The sequence below is a fragment of the Micromonospora sp. ZG13 genome (assembly GCF_059359355.1).
Map to the genome: position 1 here is coordinate 493,565 of NZ_JCADBQ010000002.1, position 16,938 is coordinate 510,502.

Sequence of the window (16,938 nt, forward strand, 5' to 3'; positions counted from 1 at the left end):
CGGCCGGTGTCCGCGCGGTTCCGTCTGTCCGGGCCACAGCCGCCCGGGTCAGCCCTTGAGCGCGTCCTGGAGCGCCGGGTCGGCGGGCGAGCGGACCGCGGGCGGCCGGCCCCGCACCGCGTCCCAGGCCGCCTTGCCGCTTGCGAAGTAGTCGCGGACGCCCTTGCCGACGAGCAGGACGGGTCCGCAGCCGGTACAGCGGGCGGTCACCCCGTCGACGTCGAGGCCGAGGTGCCGGCAGAGCGTCACCGCACGGGACAGGTGGTAGGACTGGGTCACGATCAGGGCGCGTTCGATGCCGTACACGTCCCGCGCCCGGGCGCAGGTGTCGTAGGTGTCCAGGCCGTACGGGTCCGCCACCACACGGCGCGCGTCGACCCCGAGCCGCTCGGTCAGGTGGGCCGTCATCGCCGCCGTCTCGTCGCCGGACGCGCCACCCCCGTCGCCGGACACGAGGACGACCCGGGCCCGCCCGCTGGTCACCAGCGCGGCAGCGGTCTCCAGGCGGCCGGTGAGCCGGTCACCCGGCTGGCGGCGGTCCGCCGCCACCGCCGTGCCCAGGACGATCACGACGTCGGCGGCCGGCGCGTCGGCCTCGCCGTAGACATGACCACGGGCGGCCGTCGTCGTCCAGAGCCAGGGAAGGCTGGCCAGGAGCAATGCCACCAGGCCCAGAGCCGCCGTACGGGTCAGGCGTCGCCGCCACCGGCTCGCCGCGCCGGTCGCCGGCCGTCCGTCGTCGTCGGCAGCCGGAGGACGCCGCCCGGCGGCGCCGGCAGGACGCTGCCCGCCGGCGTCGACAGGGCCCTGACCGGCGGGATCCGCTGGGCGCTGCCCGGCCGGGTCCTCCGCACTCACGAGCGCGTCAGCGCTCGGGGAGCCGGATCGGCGGGGTGGTCGGCAGCGGGAAGCCTCCGCCGCCACCGCCGTCCCCGGGGGTGGTCGGCGTGACGCTGGGCGTCGGGCTCGGCGTTTCGGTGGGCGTCGGCTCGGCCTGCGGCACGGTGACCACGATCGTCACGGTCTTGCCCCGGGCGAGGTTGCTGCCGGCGGGCGGGTCCTGCTTAGTGACCCGGCCGGCCTCCTCCGGCGGCACCTCCCGGCCCTGCTTGACGTCGAACTTGTAGCCGGCCTCGTCCAGCTCCTCCTTGGCGTCGTCCTCACTGTCGCCGACCACGTTGGGCACCTTGCCGACGTTGCCCCTGGAGACGGTGACGACGACCTGGCTGTTCTCGGGCACCCTCGTGCCCGAGGCCGGAGACACCTCCAGGACGATGCCCTCCTGCTGTGGGCTGTCCTTCGACTCCTTCTTGACCTTGAAGCCCTCGTTCTTGAGCCGCTCCTCCACGTTCTCGAAGGTCGAGCCCACGAGGCCGGTCGGGATGACCTTGGTGGCCGGGCCGGCGCAGACCTGGACGATGACCTCGCGGTTCGGCTCCAAGGCGGAGTTCGCGGGCGGGGTCTGGTTGACCACCTGCCCCTCCTTGCAGCTGTCGTTCGTGACCGGGTCGCCCACCCTGGGCACCAGGTTGGCCTGCGAGATCCGGGCGAACGCCTCCTGCTGGGTCAGGCCGGTCACCGTGGGCACCGTGACCCGGTCGTCGCCGTCGCGCTGGCTCAGCAGGGCGGCGGCCAGGGCGATCACCGCGAGGACGCCCACCGCGGCGAACGTCGCGATCAGCCAGGAGGACGCCTTGCGTCGGCGTGGATCGCCGACCCGGGCCGGCATCTGCCGGGTCTGCGGGGCGCCGGGGGCGCCCGCGTAGCCGGCGCCGGCCGGGGCGAGCTGCGTCGTCTCCTCCTGCGGCAGCACCGGGGTCGCCATCACCGGGCGGCCGGCGGCCGCGCGGAGCAGGTCGGCGCGCATCTCGCCGGCGCTCTGGTAGCGGTTCAGGGGGTTCTTCGACAGCGCCTTGAGCACGATCGCGTCGACAGCCGGGTTGACGTCCGGGTTGATGTCGCTCGGGGTCGGGGGCGTCTCGCGTACGTGCTGGTAGGCCACGCTGACCGGGCTGTCCCCGACGAACGGCGGGTGCCCGCAGACCAGCTCGAAGAGCACGCAGCCGGCGGCGTAGACGTCGGAGCGGGCGTCGACCGCCTCGCCGCGCGCCTGCTCCGGCGAGAGGTACTGCGCCGTACCGATGACCGCGCTGGTCTGGGTCATGGTGGTGGCACCGCTGGCCAGCGCCCGCGCGATGCCGAAGTCCATCACCTTGACCTGGCCGGTCTGGGTGAGCATCACGTTGCCGGGCTTGATGTCGCGGTGGATGATGCCGTGCCGGTGGCTGAACTCCAGAGCCGCGCACATGTCGGCGCAGATCTCCAGTGCCCGGCGCGGCTGGAGCCGCCCCTCGACCCCCAGCACCTCCTTGAGGGTCCGCCCGTTGACGAACTCCATGACGATGAACGGCAGGGTCTCGCCGGTGGGCGCGGTCTCCTCGCCGGTGTCGTAGACGGCGACGATCGCCGGGTGGTTGAGGGACGCGGCGTTCTGCGCCTCCCGGCGGAACCGCATCTGGAAGGTGGCGTCCCGGGCGAGGTCGGTGCGGAGCATCTTGATCGCGACGTCCCGACCGAGCCGGAGATCGCGACCGCGGTGCACCTCGGCCATACCGCCATAGCCGAGCAGCTCGCCGACCTGGTACCTGCCACCGAGCAGGCGGGCCTGCGCTGTCATCGCGTCTGTCGTCCTTCGCTCGTCGTCTCGTCGCTGCCCGACCGGGGCAGTTCCTGTCGACGGTACGACGTCCCGGCCGGATCGTCGCGTCCGTCGGGCCACAGCGCGCCGGACGTCACCGTCGGCGGAGTGACCGCGCTCGACTTCGTGCTCTCCCGCACGCTGTAGGAAATCACGCCGGAGCAGACGAGGACCAGTACGGCCACGATGATGGCGAGGAACACCATCCCGGGCCGGGACCGCTGTCCACCCGGCTGGTGCGCCGGCGGGACGGCGTGTCCCGCGTACGACATCGGCCGGGCCTGCTGCACGGGCGCCGCGCCGCGCGGGTAGCCGGTCGGTGCCATCTGCGGGTGCTGGGCCGGCGCGGCGGGCGCGACCGAGGTGGGGCGGTGCGGCGCGGCGGCCGGCCGGGGGTTCGCCACCGGCGGCCGATGCGCCGCCATGGGCGGACGCGGCGGCTGCGCGGCGACGTTCGGCTGCCGGTGGGGCGGCGACACCGGCGGACGCGGCGGCGGCACCTGGGCCCGGCCGGGCGGGCCGGCCGGCGACGCCGGGGCGGCGGAGATGGGCTGGCCTGCCGCCCGAGCCTGCTGGGAGAGCTGGGCCTTCAGCTGGCGGGCGACCCCGGCCAGCGTGGCGGCGCTCGGCCAGCGTGCCGCCGGGTCCTTCGCCAGTGCCCGCTCGACCACCGCCCGGACCTGCGGCGGAATGTCGGCCGGCAGCGGCCGGGGCGTCTCCCGCACGTGCCGCATCGCGATGTCGAGGGGATTGTCGCCCTCGAAGGGGCGGCGGCCGGCGAGGCACTGGTAGGCCACCACGCCGAGCGCGTAGACGTCGGACGCGGGCGTGGCGACGCCGCCGGTGGCCTGCTCCGGAGAGATGTACGAGGCCGTGCCGAGCACCGAGCCGGCCGCCGTGAGCTGGGCGACCAACTCCGAGCGGGCGATGCCGAAGTCGGTCAGCACGAGGGTGCCGTTGGGCCGGACCAGCAGGTTGCCGGGCTTCACGTCCCGGTGCACGATGCCCTTCACGTGCGCGGCGTGCAGCGCATCGGCGGCCTGGGCGACGAGCGCCATGGTGCGGGCCGGGGTGAGCCGGCCGACCCGGGCCAGGGTGGCCGACAGCGCGTCGCCCTCGACGTACTCCATGACCAGGAAGGCGATCTGCTGGTCGTTGCCGAAGTCGTAGACGTCGACCACACCGGGGTGGTTGATCGTGGCCATGGTGCGGGCCTCGCCCCGGAAGCGCTCGGCGAAGTCGGGGTCGTCGAGCAGCGCGGGGAGCAGGCTCTTGACGGCGACCGTCCGGCCGAGCACCTGGTCGGTGCCGCGCCAGACGTCGCCCATGCCGCCGCTGGCGATCCGCTCGTCCAGGCGGTAGCGGTTGCCGAGCTGCACCCCGGGGCTCAACATGTCAGCGGCCCCCCGGGTCGGTGATGGCGGCGCGCATGACCTGCCCGGCGATCCGGGCCGCCTCGGCGCTGCCACCGGGGCCGGCCTGCTCCAGCACCACGCAGACGGCGGAGACCGGCGTGCCGTTCTTGTCCAGGGCGAAGCCGATGAACCAGCCGTGGTCCGGCCGGTCCGGCGCGGACTGGGCGGTGCCCGTCTTGCCGCCGACCGTGTAGCCGTTGATCCGCGCGTTCTCGCCCGTGCCGTTCTTGACGACGCTGACCATCATGTCCCGCAGGTCGCCGGCGACCTGGCCGCTGATCGGCTGCCGCAGTTCCTTGGGCTTGGCCGTGTAGTAGCTGGTGGTGCGGTCCGGGGCGAGCAGCTGACGGACCAGGTACGGCCGCATCTGGCTGCCGTCGTTGGCCACCGCCGCAGCGATCATGGCGCCCTGGAGCGGGGTCATCCGCACGTTGTTCTGGCCGATCGAGGACTGCGCCAGCGCGGCCGGGTCGGTGCTGCCGTCCGGGTTCTGCATGTCCCCGGTCCGGCTCGCCGCCACCGGGTGACCGGCCTCGTTGAGGTGGCCGACGGTGAGGTCCTCCTGCTCGAAGCCGAACTGCCGGGCCTTCTCCTTGACCTTGTCCGCGCCGAGCCGTACGCCGAGCTGCGCGAAGCCGGTGTTGCACGACTCGGTCACCGCGTTCATCAGGGTGACCTCGTCCTCCGGGCAGATGGACGGCGCCGCGTTGCGGATCTGGGAGCCCGAGGTGGGCGGCGTGTAGCTGGCACCGGCCGGGATCCGGGTCTCCTGACCGACGCCGTTCTCCAGCGCCGCGGCGGCCACCACGATCTTGAAGGTGGAGCCCGGGGGCAGCACCTCGCCGAGGGCCCGGTTCTTCAGCGGACCCGCCGGGTCCTGCTCCAGCTTGTTGTACGCGGCCGTGGCCTCGCTGGTGCTGTGGCTGACCAGCGGGTTCGGGTCGAAGCTGGGCATGGAGACCAGCGCCTGCACCGCCCCGGTACGTGGGTCGACGGCGATCGCCGCGCCCTTGGCGGCGTTGACCCGGTTGTTGCGCAGCTGCTCGAACGCCGTGTTCTGGGCGCCCTTGGAGATCGTGAGCAGTACGTTGCCGCCGCCGGTCTGGTCGCCGGTGAACATGTCCTTGACCCGGTTGGCGATGAGCTGGTCGCTGGTGCCGGCCAGGAAGTCGTTCTCGAACTTCTCGATGCCGGTCTCGGCGAGGTTGACCGGCTTGTAGCCGAGCACGTGCGCGTACCTCGCCCCGCCCGGGTAGGCGCGCTGGAACTTCAGCTCGCCGCCGGTCTCCTTACTCAGCGCGAAGGCGGTGCCGCCGGCCTCGATGTTGCCGCGCTTGCGCTCGTACTCGGCGACCTGGACCCGACCGTTGTAGTCGCTGGTGCGGTATTCGTCGGCCTTGTAGGCCTGGATCCAGTTCAGGTTCGCGAAGAGCAGGCCGAAGAGAACCATGACGACGACGCCGACGCGGCGCAGGGGTGCGTTCACGGCCTGATCACCTCCGTGGGGGCACCGTGCAGTTGCTCCGGCGGGCCGCCGGACGGGCGGGCCGCCTTGCCGCCACCGCCGGCGACGGGGCGACGGGCCCCGTCGGAGATCCGGAGCAGGGCCGCGATGAGCAGCCAGTTCGCCATCAGCGAGGAACCGCCGGCGGAGAGGAACGGGGTGGTCTGCCCGGTCAGCGGGATGAGCTTGCTGATCCCGCCCACGATCACGAAGACCTGGAGGCCGAGGGTGAAGGCCAGGCCGCCGGCCAGCAGCTTGCCGAACGAGTCCCGGACCGCCAGTGCCGCCCGCAGCCCCCGCTCGACGATCAGCAGGTAGACCACGAGCAGGGCGGAGAGGCCGAAGAGGCCGATCTCCTCGCCGATGCCCGCGAAGATGAAGTCGTTCTGCACCTCGGGCAGCAGGCTGGGCTGGCCACCGCCCGGGCCGGCGCCGAAGAGGCCACCCGTGCCGAGCGCGAGCAGCCCCTGCACGAGCTGGTAGCCGTCGTTGTAGGGGTCGGCGAACGGGTCCAGCCAGATCTGGGCCCGCAGGTAGAAGTTGGCGAACGGCCCGCCGACCACGTCGCCGAGCACGTACGCCAGGTAGACGCCGCCGAAGAAGAGCACCAGACCGATGAGCAGCCAACTGACCCGCTCGGTGGCGATGTAGAGCGTCACCACGAACATGCCGAAGTAGAGCAGCGAGGTGCCCAGGTCCTTCTCGAAGACGAGGACCAGGACGCTGACCAGCCAGACCGCGACCACCGGGCCGAGGTCTCGCCCGCGCGGGAAGTCGATGCCGAGGAACCGGCGGCTCGCCAACGACAGCACCTCGCGCTTGCGCACCAGGTAGTAGGCGAAGAAGACCAGCAGGGCCAGCTTCGCGAACTCGCCCGGCTGGATGGAGAAGCTGTCGCCGAACTTGATCCACAGCTTCGCGCCGTTGATCTCGGAGAACCGGCTGGGCAGCACCGCCGGGATCATCACCAGCACGATGCCGGCCAGCCCCAGCGTGTACGCGTAGCGCGACACCGAGCGGTGGTCCCGCATGATGGCGAGCAGCCCGGCGGCGAGGATGACCGAGACGAGCGTCCAGGCGAGCTGCCGGCCGCCCGTGCCGGCGAAGATGGCCAGGTCCTCCCGCTCGGCCGGTGCCGCCTTGCCCAGGTCGATCCGGCGCAGGAAGCCCACCCCGAGCCCGTTGAGCAGGGCGACCGCCGGCAGCAGGGCCGGGTCGGCGAAGGGCGCCAGGAACCGGATCACCAGGTGCAGGCCGAGGAACACGGCGGTCAGCGCGGCGGCCGGCATCCAGAAGTCGGCCGTGACCGTGTCGAGCACCTTCGCCTCGACCATCGCCCCGTACGCGGCCACCAGCACCATGGCGACCAGCAGCAGCGACAACTCGGCGTTGCGCCGGGACCGGGCCAGGCGTACGCCGGGCTGCTCGCCCGTGGTGGCGGGCGAGGGTGCCGGAAGGGCCGCTGCGGTCACGGAACGTCCTCGGATCGAGCCGCGCCTACTCCGGCGACCGGCACGCGGCGGGGTCGAGCGCCGGCGAGTCGGTGTCGGAGGGCGGGGCGTCGGGCGTGGTGGTCGGCGCGGCCGGCGTGCTCGGTCGACCGCTGACCGGGGCGCTCGCGCTGGCGGTCGGGGCGGGCGACACCGGGCCGGTGGTCGGCGTCGGGGCGGTGGTGACCGCCACGGCGCTCGGGCTGGGGCTCGGCGGGCAGATGGGCTTGAGGTTCGGGTTCATCGGGTTGTCGCTGGTCAGCTCGGCCAGCCGACGCTCGGCGTCGGGCTCGCTCTTGGCCGGGATGCCCTGCTTGACCTGCTCCTGGGCGGCCAGCGTCAGGTCTTCGAGATCGGCCGGGCTGGTGGAGTGCACGGTCGACAGGTCCATGCCGGCGATCTCGCCCTGGATGCCCCGGAACACGGCGACCTGGCCGTTCTCGGTCGCGCCCACGTAGTACTGGCGCTGGGTGTAGCTCCAGCCGCCGAAGACCGCCCCACCCACGAGGACCAGCAGCGCCACCGAGATCGCGGCGGCCCGCACCGGGCGACGCCTCGGGCGCTCCGGCTCGTCGTCGGCGGCGGCCGACGGCTCCTCGGGAGCGGGCGGGCGGGGCGCGGAGAGGGCGGACGCGCGGGCGGCCGGAGTGGAGACGTCGGCGGAGGTCGCCATGCCCCGGTCCCGGGCGGCCGCACCGCCGACGATCGGGCTCGCCTCGACGATGTCCTGGTCGGTGGCGTCCGCGATGATCACGGTGATGTTGTCCGGGCCGCCGCCGCGCAGGGCGAGCTGCACCAGCCGCTCGACGCACTGCTGCGGGTCGGCGTACTCGCGCATCGTCTCGCCGATGGTGTCGGCGCTGACCACACCCGAGAGGCCGTCGCTGCAGATCAGGTAGCGGTCGCCGGGGAGCACCTGACGGACGCTGTATTCCGGGTCGATGTCGCGGCCGTCGAGCGCGCGGGTGAGCAGCGACCGCTGCGGGTGGCTGCTCGCCTCCTCGGCGCTGATCCGGCCCTCGTCGACGAGCATCTGGACGTACGTGTCGTCCTTGGTGATCTGCGCGAACTCGCCGTTGCGCAGGAGATAGGCCCGCGAGTCACCGATGTGGACCATGCCCAGCTTGCTGCCGGAGAAGAGGGTCGCGGTGAGCGTGGTGCCCATCCCCTCCAGCTGGGGGTTGGCGTCCACGGTGTCGCGGAGCTGCTGGTTGGCGGTGCCCACGGCCGAACGCAACGCGTCGACGAGGGCGTCACCTGGGACGTCCTCGTCGAGCGGCGCCATGGCACCGATGACGATGTTGCTGGCGACGTCACCGGCGGCCATGCCGCCCATGCCGTCGGCGACGGCGAGTAGCCGCGGCCCGGCGTAGACGGAATCCTGGTTACCGTCTCGGATCAGACCGCGGTCGCTGTGGGCCGCATAGCGCAGGGTCAGAGTCATGGCCGTAATTCGAGAGAAGTGCGGCCGATCCGGATCGGCACGCCGAGGGGGACGGGGGTTGGTCCGGTGACCTTAGCGCGATCCAGGTAGGTGCCGTTAGTCGAGCCGAGGTCCTCGACGAACCACTGGCCGTCGCGGGGCACCAGACGGGCGTGCCGCGCCGAGGCGTAGTCGTCGGTGATGACGAGGGTCGAATCCTCGGCCCGGCCGATGGTGATCTGGGCTTCGCCGAGGGTGATCCGGGTCCCGGCCAGTTGACCGGCGGTCACCACGAGCTGGTGCGCCGCCCTGCCCCGCTTCGCCTTCGCCGGCTTCGACGCCTGCCCGAGCGTGGCGCCGACCGCCCGGGGGGCGGCCACGAGCCGGCCCGACCGGGCACCCGCGAAGAGGTCCCGGCGGATCACGCCGACCACTGTGAACACGAAGATCCACAGCAGGATGAGGAACCCGAACCGGGCGACGGTGATGACGAGTTCCGGCAACGCGGGTCAGCCGTCCACGCGGAAGGTCAGCGTCGTGGTGCCGAGCTGGATCATGTCGCCGGGGTTGAGCGCGACGGCGGAGACCCGCTGGCCGTTGACCATGGTGCCGTTGGTCGACCCGAGGTCGGTCAGCACGACCTGACCACCGTCGAAGTCCAGCCGGGCGTGTCGCCGCGAGATCCCGACGTCGGGCAGGCGCAGGTTGGCCTGGTCGCCGCGGCCGATCACGGTCGAGCCCATCTGGAGGGGGTAGGTGCGGCCGTCGCCGGAGACCAGCCGCACGTTGCGGCCGCCGCCATGACCGGGCGGGGGACCGTAGCCACCCCCCTGGTCGTACGCGGGGTAGGCGGGCTGGCCCGAGTCGTAGCCGGGCGCCGAGACCGGGGCGACCTCGCCGCCGGTGTAGACCTCGGCGGTGACCCGGAACATGCCGGTGTCCAGCCCCTCGCCGCGCTCGATCTCGACGATCACGTCGCCGTAGACCGTCCAGGCCTGCTCGCCGATGAACTCCGCCTGCGACTGGGCCAGTTCCTGGGCCAGCGCGGCGGCGTACGGCGCCAGACGACTGTGGTCGTAGGGCGAGAGATCGATCACGTAGCGGTTGGGCACCAACGTGCGCCCACCGGCCAGGATCGCCTTGTGCGCCTCGGCCTCCCGCTGCATGGCGTTGAGGATCTCCACGGGGTGGACCACCCCTTTGAAGACCTTGGCGAAGGCCCCCTCGACCAGGCCTTCCAGACGCTTCTCGAAGCGTTGCAGCACGCTCACCGGCTCCTCCTCGGGTCCCGAGGACATGATGGTATCCGGCCGGCGCGCGCGCAGCTCACACGCCGCTCGGCCGTCTGACGGCGGCCCGTTCGGACGGGCCGATACTGCCGTGCTACTCTTTCGTCCGCCACGAACGGTAACCGCTCCTCGGACGGTAACCAATCGTCGCAACGATCACGGACCGGTAAGATGTCCGGGCCCGCTGGAGACAGCAGGACCGGCACAGACTACAGTGTTCGAGGTCAAGCCACGGGGAAGTGGCGGAATGGCAGACGCGCACGGTTCAGGTCCGTGTGCCCGAAAGGGCGTGGGGGTTCAACTCCCCCCTTCCCCACCAATACGCGAGGGCTCCGCAGCGATGCGGGGCCCTCGCGCCGTATCGGGGCGTGCCGTACGTCACGCTATGCTCCGATGGTTTCTGCCTCCGACGGACCAGGAGTGTCGTGTGAGTGTCGCGTTCGTGACCGGGTCGGGCGGTCTGATCGGCTCCGAGGCGGTCCGGCACTTCGCCGGCCTCGGTCTCGAGGTCGTCGGCATCGACAACGACATGCGGCAGGAATTCTTCGGCGAGGAGGCGTCCACCGCCTGGAACGTCCGCCGGCTGACCGACGAGCTGGGGTCCGCGTACTCGCACCACAGCATCGACATCCGGGACCGGGCCGCGCTGGCCAAGCTGTTCAAGCGGTACGGCACCGACGTCGCCGTGGTGATCCACACCGCCGCCCAGCCGTCGCACGACTGGGCGGTGCGCGACCCGTTCACCGACTTCGACGTGAACGCCGCCGGCACGCTGAACGTCCTGCAGAACGTGCGCGAGCACTGCGTCGAGGCGCCGGTAATCCACTGCTCGACGAACAAGGTCTACGGCGACCGGCCGAACAGCCTGCCGCTGGTGGAGCTGGAGTCGCGCTGGGAGATCGAGCCGGGGCACCCGTACGAGCAGGGCATCCGTGAGGACATGTCCATCGACGCCTGCCTGCACTCGATCTTCGGTGCGTCGAAGGTGGCGGCCGACGTCATGGTGCAGGAGTACGGCCGCTACTTCGACATGCGTACGGCCTGCTTCCGGGGCGGGACGCTGACCGGCCCGGCGCACTCCGCGACGGAGCTGCACGGCTTCCTCGGCTACGTGATGCGCGCCAACATGGAACGCCGGACGTACAAGATCTTCGGCTACCAGGGCAAGCAGGTCCGCGACGCGATCCACAGCTCGGACGTGGTCTCCGCGTTCGAGGCGTTCTTCCGCAACCCGCGCTCGGCGGCGGTCTACAACCTCGGCGGCGGGCGGCACTCGAACACCTCCAACCGCGAGGCGTTCGCGCTCGCCGAGCAGATCACCGGCCAGGAGATGATCACCGAGTACGTCGAGGCCAACCGGATCGGCGACCACAAGTGGTGGATCGGCTCGAACGAGGCCTTCCACGCCGACTACCCCGAGTGGAAGCAGGTCTACGACGTGCCCATGATCATGCGGGAGATCTACGAGGCCAACGTGGACAAGTGGGTGCCGGGGGCATGACCGGCAAGGGCAAGCGGAACGTCCTCGGGGTCCTGGTCGACGCCACCGACTACGCCGCGGCGACCGAGCAGGTGGTGGCCGCCGCGCAGGAGCGCCGCCCGCTGGCGCTGACGGCGCTGGCCGTGCACGGCGTGATGACCGGGGTGCTCGACCCGGCGCACAACGCCCGGCTGAACTCCTTCGACGTGGTCACCCCCGACGGCCAGCCGGTGCGCTGGGCGCTCAACCTGCTGCACGGCGCGGGGCTCACCGACCGCGTCTACGGCCCCACCCTGACCCTGCACGTGCTCTCCCGGTTCGCCGACGAGGGCCTGCCGGTCTACCTCTACGGGTCGACCGAGGAGACCCTGGCCAGGCTGATCCCGGCGCTGGAGCGGATGTTCCCGGCTCTGAAGATCGCCGGCGTCGAGCCATCCAAGTTCCGGGCGGTGCAGCCGGGCGAGGACGTGGAGATCGCCGACCGGATCAGGTCCAGCGGGGCCCGGCTCGTGCTGGTCGGCCTGGGCTGCCCGCGTCAGGAGGTCTTCACGTACGCCATGCGGCCGCTGCTGGACATGCCGCTGATGGCGGTCGGGGCGGCCTTCGACTACCACGCCGGGCTGCTGCGCCAGCCCCCGCCGTGGATGCAGCGGGCCGGCCTGGAGTGGTTCTGGCGCCTCGGCCTGGAGCCCAAGCGGCTCTGGCGACGCTACGTGATCCTCAACCCGGCCTACCTGACCCGGCTCGCCGGGCAGAAGACGGGGCTGTGGAAGGCGCGGCCGCCGGCCCCCGCCACGGAGCGGCCGGCGACCTTCGCCGTCTGACTACCGACAGACACCGAGAGGGGCCCCTTCCCACGCACGAGGTGGTGGGAAGGGGCCCCTCTCGTCACTCCGTCAGAGGGTGAGGGTCCAGGTGTTCAGGTACCCGGTGTCGCCCGAGTAGACGTCGCGCACCCGCAGCTGCCAGGTGCCGTTCGCCGCCTCGCTCGACAGGTTCGCCGTGTAGGTGGTGTTGATGTTGTCGGCGCCGTCCCAGAAGCTGCTGTTCTTCAGCCGGTAGGACGAGCCGTCCGGGGCGACCAGGTCGATGACCAGGTCACCGCGGTAGGTGTGCACGATGTTCACCGCGACGGTGGAGGCCGACGAGGCGTTGCGGGCGCAGCCGGAGATCACGATCGAGCTGCTGGCCGTGGCACCCGTGTCCGGGATCGCGACGTCGGTGCCGTTGGTGCCGGAGCAGCCGCCGCCACCGGTGCCGGTGACCGTCAGCGAGTAGGTCGCGGTCCTGCTGCCGGAGGCCGCGGTGCCCGTCACGGTCACGGAGTAGGTGCCGGGCGGGGTGCTCGCCGAGGTGCTGATGGTCAGCGTCGAGGAACCGCCCGAGGTGACGGTGGCCGGGCTGAACGAGGCGGTGGCCCCGGACGGCAGGCCGCTGGCCGACAGGCTCACCGACTGGGCGGAGCCGTTGGTGGTGGCGGTGGCGACAGTGGCGGTCACCGAGCCGCCCGGCGCGGTCGAGCCCGAGGTCGGCGAGACCGAGACGGAGAAGTCGTTGGTCGGCGGGGTGTCGCCGTTGACGACGTAGAGCAGCTTGTTGGGCGAGCCGGTGCCCGGGTTGGTCACCACGTTGCTGGTGGCGTTGTTGACCAGGTAGTCGCGGACCTGCTGCGGCGTCCAGGCCGGGTTGGCGCTGGCCACCAGGGCCGCCGCGCCCACCACGTGCGGGGTCGCCATCGAGGTGCCGCTGATCGTGTTGGTGGAGGTGTCGCTCGTGTGCCACGCCGAGGTGATCGACGAGCCCGGCGCGAAGATGTCCAGGCAGGTGCCGATGTTGGAGAACGACGACCGGGCGTCCGTGTTGGTCGTCGACCCGACGGTGATGCCCTCGGCGGTGCGGGCGGGCGAGGTGTTGCAGGCGTTGCCGCCGGAGTCGTTGCCGGCCGCCAGGCCGTAGCTCACGCCGGAGTTGATGGAGTTGCGTACGGCGGTGTCGAGCGTGGTGTTCGCGCCGCCGCCGAGGCTCATGTTGGCCACGGCCGGCTTGACCGCGTTGGCGGTCACCCAGTCGACACCGGCGATGACGCCGGCGTTCGTGCCGCTGCCCTGGCAGTTCAGCACCCGCACGCCGACCAGCTGGACGCCCTTGGCGACGCCGTACGCCGAACCGCCGACGGTGCCGGCGACGTGCGTGCCGTGCCCGTTGCAGTCGTCGGCCGAGCCGCCGTCGACGGCGTCGTAGCCGGAGACCGCCCGGCCGCCGAAGTCGCTGTGGCTGAACCGGATGCCGGTGTCGATGATGTAGGCGTGCACGTTGCTCGCCGTGTTCGGGTACGTGTAGGAGCTGTTCAGCGGCAGCGCGCGCTGGTCGATCCGGTCGAGGCCCCAGGAGGGCGGGTTGGTCTGGGTGCCGCTGATGGAGACCGTGTGGTTCTGCTCGACGTACGCCACGGCGGGGTCCGCGGCGATGCGGGCTGCGGCCTTCGCGCCGACCCGGACCTCGAAGCCGCGCAACGCGGCGCCGTAGGTGCGGGCGACGGAGCCGCCGTGCCGGCCGACCAGCCGCTGCGCGGAGTCATCGACCCCACCGCGGGCGACCGAGCTGTCCTTGAAGACGACGATGTAGCTGTCGGCCACGGCGGTGGCACCGCCCGCGGCGCGGATCGTGCCCACCGGTTCGGCGGCCATGGCCGGCGTGGCGGTGGCCACCATGGCCAGCGCGGCCACCCCGACGAGTACGGACCTGCGTGGAAGACCCATCTTCTACTCCCTCCGACCGGCACCGACCGTCCAACTGTTCGTGACGAGTGAATCGATGAATGCCGATCAAGCTGAGGGTAGGTGGGGATAAACGGGAATTCAAACATGTCGACTTCCCCATACCATCGGGAAGATGGCCCCTAGGGGAGGCGGCTGCGGGACGAACCGGGGACCTGCCCGGATTCACGATCGTCGAAAGCGGGCAAGGCTGTGGGTCATGGAGAGTCACCTCGCCGTGCTGCTGTCGCTGACCGCCGTCTGGCTCGCCGCCGGATGGCTCGCGGACGGGCTGCCCCGGCTGGACCACGCCCGCGCCCTGCGACGGCGCACCGGCTGGGTGCTCGCCCTGACGCTGACCGGCCTGGGGCTGACGGCCGTCGTGCTGGTCGCGGGGCTCTCCAGCGCCGGCGCGACCGCCGCCGACCGGGCGGCCGCCGGGCTCACCCTCGCCGCGCTCCCCGCCCTCGTGGTCGCCGCCTGCACGGTGCGTCGGGTACGCCGGCTCCGGGCGGGCGCGGGCGCGCTCTCCTCGGCGCCGGAGACCCCGGCGCCACACGGCCTGCGGGCCTCCGCCGCCCACCCGCTGATCGGGCTACCGGTGCAGGTCACCGGCCTGGCGATCCTGCCCGCGGTGATCGCGGCGAGCACCCCGGACCTGCTGTTCGGGCCCGGCGTGACCGGGCCGGCGATCACCGTGGGCGTGCTGGGCGTCGCCGCCATCGGCGTACGCCACGCGCTGCGCCACAACCGGCTCGCCGAGCGGGCCGTGCCCGCCCGGCCCGCGTCAGCGCGAGCGGCCGGGCCCCTGCACGTATAGCAGCTCCAGGATCGCCCGGGTGGCCTCGAACCACCGGTCGAGCCAGCCGGGCGGCGGGACGCTGCCCTTCGGCGGCAGCTCCATCAGCAGCCCGCGCAGGAGCGGGTGGTCGACCAGCGACTCGGCCGGCTCCACCGACCAGCCACCGGGCGGGAACGACGGCTCCGTCAGCGGGTTGGGATCCAACGAGGGCAGGGAGAGCGGCGGGCCGGCCTGCTCCGGCGGGGCGGCCGGGGCCTCCCGGGCGCCGATCTCGGCGTCGGTCGACACCACCTCCGTGAGGACGGTGTCCCGGCGTGCCCCCCGGTACTTGCCCCCGAACCGTTCCGGCTTGCCCGGCCCGTTGGTGAGGTTGTCTGACCCGATCGTCGTCATCGTCTCGCCTGCCTCGCTCGGTTGCCGTCCGTGCGGCGGGTCGTCGACCAGCGCCGTACCGAGGGGTACAACGACACGGGACCCGATGTGGCGACGCCGACGGCGGGACGTCTTCGTCGGCCCGGGCGGACGCGGGCACGACGAAGCCCCCGCCCGGCTCCCAGCCGGACGGGGGCACCCCGTCAGATCACGGTCAGCCCTTGTCGAACACACCGCCCCTGGTGCCGGCGACGAAGGCGTGCCAGTCACCGGGAGCGAAGACCAGGGCCGGGCCCGTCTTGTCCTTCGAGTCCCGCACGCCGACCGCCCCCGTCACGTATGCCACCTCCACGCAGTTGTCGCAGTTCGGCCCGCTCTTCGAGCTCTTGAACCACGTCGCCTGCGTCAGGTCCACGGGGAACCCATTGGTCGCCATTTCCACAACGGCTCCTCTGCCAGTTTCGCGATGTGTGCGATGGACTCCTCCGGACGAATGGCCGCCGCTCGGACGTGATCGAAGATGAAGCTGTACTTCTGCAGTTCGTCACTCTTCTCGAGGAAGAGCCCACCCGTGGCATTCTCCGCGTACACGACATCCGGATCACCGGGCTCAGGGAAGCTGAGGATCGTGAAGGTGCCGTCCATGCCGGCGTGCGCCCCCACCGCGAACGGCAGGATCTGGAGCGTCACGTTCGGCAGTTCCGCCACCTCGACCAGGCGTTTGAGCTGGTCACGCATTACCTCGTCCCCGCCCACCGGACGGCTTACCACCGCCTCATCGAGCACCACCCACAGATCGACCGGATCATCCTGCGTCAACAACGACTGACGGCCCAGACGGACACGCACCCGTTGCTGCACCTGCTCCGGCGTGAAGTCGGGCCGGGCGGCCCGGATCATCGCACCCGCGTACTCCTCGGTCTCCAGCAGCCCGGGCACCACCTGCTGCTCGTACGCCCGGATCGAGCTGGCCGCGGCCTCCAGCCCGACGTACGCGCCGACCAGCACCGTGCTGTAGGGGTGCCACCAGCCCTTCTGCCGCGCCTCCCGGGCGATCTGCACCAGCTCGTCACTCTCGGCACCGACCACGCCGTAGATCCGCAGCATGTCCCGCACGTCGCGCGGGGTGGCCGTGGTGTGGCCGGTCTCGATCCGCGAGACCTTCGACGCCGAGCACTCCAACTGCTCGGCGACCGCCTCGATGGTGATTCCCGCCGTCTCCCGCTGCCGACGCAGTTCGGCGCCGAGGCGACGACGTCGGATGGTGGGGCTGCGCCGCTCGCTCACGGGGCCACCTCGGTCCGTGACCGCGGGTCGGGCCCACTTGTCGCGGTCACGGGATCACCGGCCCCGCTGGTCGGGACCACCGGCTGTCAGGCCTCACCGGTCCACCTCCGCCTCGCCGTGCGCCACTGTCGTCACCCGCCAGGGGCGCGACCGTCGTACGGCGGGCGTCGTTCGCGGCGTGGGGTGGTGCCGGTCATCGGCCGGCCGCGACGGGCGAAACCGGACCCCAGTGTGCCGGGCGGACGTGAACCCCTTCAAGCGCTGCTTCGCGCGAGCCGCTCATGTATCGGCAAAAGTCGACGTGCAACTTGCATGAAGCACGTCGCTGATGCACTCTGTCCGTATGGCACGGGTTACTCACCGTCTCCGTCCGCTTCCCCGCCGTGGTGACCCCACGGGGCGCGGGGCGCGCGGCGGTGGGG

At 72.0% G+C, this 16,938-nt stretch carries 15 protein-coding genes and 1 tRNA gene; 4 read left to right on the forward strand and 12 right to left on the reverse strand.

The genetic code is table 11. From position 1 onward, the window contains the following. Nucleotides 1-48 precede the first annotated feature (48 nt). From AC5L34_RS06185 to AC5L34_RS06220, 8 genes are all read right to left on the reverse strand, one after another. Nucleotides 49-666, reverse strand: coding sequence for a SanA/YdcF family protein (locus AC5L34_RS06185; RefSeq protein ID WP_441173834.1), 618 nt, complete (start codon nt 664-666; stop codon nt 49-51). A gap of 199 nt (nt 667-865) precedes the next feature. Then, entirely contained in the window at nt 866-2,677 is a 1,812-nt protein-coding gene (pknB, locus tag AC5L34_RS06190; protein ID WP_441173835.1) for a Stk1 family PASTA domain-containing Ser/Thr kinase, read from the reverse strand. Further along, nucleotides 2,674-4,092 (reverse strand): serine/threonine-protein kinase, encoded by a 1,419-nt coding sequence (locus AC5L34_RS06195; protein ID WP_441173836.1) that lies wholly within the window; start codon nt 4,090-4,092, stop codon nt 2,674-2,676. Before AC5L34_RS06195 ends, pknB begins: the two co-directional genes overlap by 4 nt. 1 nt (nt 4,093) lies before the next feature. Beyond that, nucleotides 4,094-5,599 carry a peptidoglycan D,D-transpeptidase FtsI family protein gene (locus AC5L34_RS06200; protein WP_441173837.1) on the reverse strand — a complete coding sequence of 502 codons (1,506 nt, stop codon included), beginning with the start codon at nt 5,597-5,599 and terminating at the stop codon, nt 4,094-4,096. Further along, complete coding sequence (locus tag AC5L34_RS06205) at nt 5,596-7,089, reverse strand: FtsW/RodA/SpoVE family cell cycle protein (RefSeq protein ID WP_494824055.1); 1,494 nt, start codon at nt 7,087-7,089, stop codon at nt 5,596-5,598. Before AC5L34_RS06205 ends, AC5L34_RS06200 begins: the two co-directional genes overlap by 4 nt. 25 nt (nt 7,090-7,114) lie before the next feature. Next, complete coding sequence (locus tag AC5L34_RS06210; protein ID WP_494824057.1) at nt 7,115-8,551, reverse strand: PP2C family protein-serine/threonine phosphatase; 1,437 nt, start codon at nt 8,549-8,551, stop codon at nt 7,115-7,117. After that, a complete protein-coding gene (locus tag AC5L34_RS06215; protein ID WP_089002732.1) occupies nt 8,548-9,033 on the reverse strand; it encodes an FHA domain-containing protein FhaB/FipA in 486 nt (161 codons plus the stop codon). The genes AC5L34_RS06210 and AC5L34_RS06215 overlap by 4 nt, the downstream gene beginning before the upstream one ends. Nucleotides 9,034-9,039: 6 nt before the next feature. Next, nucleotides 9,040-9,828, reverse strand: coding sequence for an FHA domain-containing protein (locus tag AC5L34_RS06220; RefSeq protein WP_089002733.1), 789 nt, complete (start codon nt 9,826-9,828; stop codon nt 9,040-9,042). Between the two features lie 224 nt (nt 9,829-10,052). Between AC5L34_RS06220 and AC5L34_RS06225 the strand changes: the two genes are divergently transcribed. The 3 genes from AC5L34_RS06225 (at nt 10,053) to AC5L34_RS06235 (ending at nt 12,123) form a co-directional block, all read left to right on the forward strand. Further along, nucleotides 10,053-10,138 (forward strand) — tRNA-Leu (locus AC5L34_RS06225). Nucleotides 10,139-10,204: 66 nt separating this feature from the next. Next, nucleotides 10,205-11,320, forward strand: coding sequence for an NAD-dependent epimerase/dehydratase family protein (locus AC5L34_RS06230; protein WP_441173840.1), 1,116 nt, complete (start codon nt 10,205-10,207; stop codon nt 11,318-11,320). Beyond that, on the forward strand, nt 11,317-12,123 hold the full coding sequence (locus AC5L34_RS06235) for a WecB/TagA/CpsF family glycosyltransferase (protein ID WP_441173841.1): 807 nt from the start codon (nt 11,317-11,319) through the stop codon (nt 12,121-12,123). The genes AC5L34_RS06230 and AC5L34_RS06235 overlap by 4 nt, the downstream gene beginning before the upstream one ends. Before the next feature lie 72 nt (nt 12,124-12,195). Here AC5L34_RS06235 and AC5L34_RS06240 read toward each other — a convergent pair whose 3' ends face one another. Continuing rightward, the gene (locus AC5L34_RS06240) at nt 12,196-14,058 is read right to left on the reverse strand and encodes a S8 family peptidase (protein ID WP_441173842.1); all 1,863 of its coding nucleotides are present in this window, start codon (nt 14,056-14,058) and stop codon (nt 12,196-12,198) included. A gap of 217 nt (nt 14,059-14,275) precedes the next feature. Here AC5L34_RS06240 and AC5L34_RS06245 point away from each other — a divergent pair, with 217 nt between their 5' ends. After that, nucleotides 14,276-14,875: a hypothetical protein gene (locus tag AC5L34_RS06245; RefSeq protein WP_441173843.1), complete on the forward strand. Its 600-nt coding sequence runs from the start codon at nt 14,276-14,278 to the stop codon at nt 14,873-14,875. Here the strand turns inward: AC5L34_RS06245 and AC5L34_RS06250 are convergent. From AC5L34_RS06250 to AC5L34_RS06260, 3 genes are all read right to left on the reverse strand, one after another. Further along, nucleotides 14,843-15,250 (reverse strand): hypothetical protein, encoded by a 408-nt coding sequence (locus tag AC5L34_RS06250; RefSeq protein WP_441173844.1) that lies wholly within the window; start codon nt 15,248-15,250, stop codon nt 14,843-14,845. The two genes, AC5L34_RS06245 and AC5L34_RS06250, sit on opposite strands and share 33 nt — an antisense overlap. 193 nt (nt 15,251-15,443) lie before the next feature. Further along, the gene (locus AC5L34_RS06255) at nt 15,444-15,665 is read right to left on the reverse strand and encodes a DUF397 domain-containing protein (protein ID WP_089002739.1); all 222 of its coding nucleotides are present in this window, start codon (nt 15,663-15,665) and stop codon (nt 15,444-15,446) included. Then, nucleotides 15,635-16,516 carry a helix-turn-helix domain-containing protein gene (locus AC5L34_RS06260; RefSeq protein ID WP_101413499.1) on the reverse strand — a complete coding sequence of 294 codons (882 nt, stop codon included), beginning with the start codon at nt 16,514-16,516 and terminating at the stop codon, nt 15,635-15,637. The genes AC5L34_RS06255 and AC5L34_RS06260 overlap by 31 nt, the downstream gene beginning before the upstream one ends. Nucleotides 16,517-16,938: the final 422 nt, after the last annotated feature.

What these genes read in the sequence shown, in the direction of transcription:
- pknB (WP_441173835.1), bottom strand. Translation starts at nt 2,677, where the DNA reads ATGACAGCGCAGGCCCGCCTGCTCGGTGGCAGGTACCAGGTCGGCGAG.
- AC5L34_RS06250 (WP_441173844.1), bottom strand. Translation starts at nt 15,250, where the DNA reads ATGACGACGATCGGGTCAGACAACCTCACCAACGGGCCGGGCAAGCCG.
- AC5L34_RS06195 (WP_441173836.1), bottom strand. Translation starts at nt 4,092, where the DNA reads ATGTTGAGCCCCGGGGTGCAGCTCGGCAACCGCTACCGCCTGGACGAG.
- AC5L34_RS06240 (WP_441173842.1), bottom strand. Translation starts at nt 14,058, where the DNA reads ATGGGTCTTCCACGCAGGTCCGTACTCGTCGGGGTGGCCGCGCTGGCC.
- AC5L34_RS06230 (WP_441173840.1), top strand. Translation starts at nt 10,205, where the DNA reads ATGCTCCGATGGTTTCTGCCTCCGACGGACCAGGAGTGTCGTGTGAGT.
- AC5L34_RS06210 (WP_494824057.1), bottom strand. Translation starts at nt 8,551, where the DNA reads ATGACTCTGACCCTGCGCTATGCGGCCCACAGCGACCGCGGTCTGATC.
- AC5L34_RS06220 (WP_089002733.1), bottom strand. Translation starts at nt 9,828, where the DNA reads ATGTCCTCGGGACCCGAGGAGGAGCCGGTGAGCGTGCTGCAACGCTTC.
- AC5L34_RS06235 (WP_441173841.1), top strand. Translation starts at nt 11,317, where the DNA reads ATGACCGGCAAGGGCAAGCGGAACGTCCTCGGGGTCCTGGTCGACGCC.
- AC5L34_RS06255 (WP_089002739.1), bottom strand. Translation starts at nt 15,665, where the DNA reads ATGGCGACCAATGGGTTCCCCGTGGACCTGACGCAGGCGACGTGGTTC.
- AC5L34_RS06245 (WP_441173843.1), top strand. Translation starts at nt 14,276, where the DNA reads ATGGAGAGTCACCTCGCCGTGCTGCTGTCGCTGACCGCCGTCTGGCTC.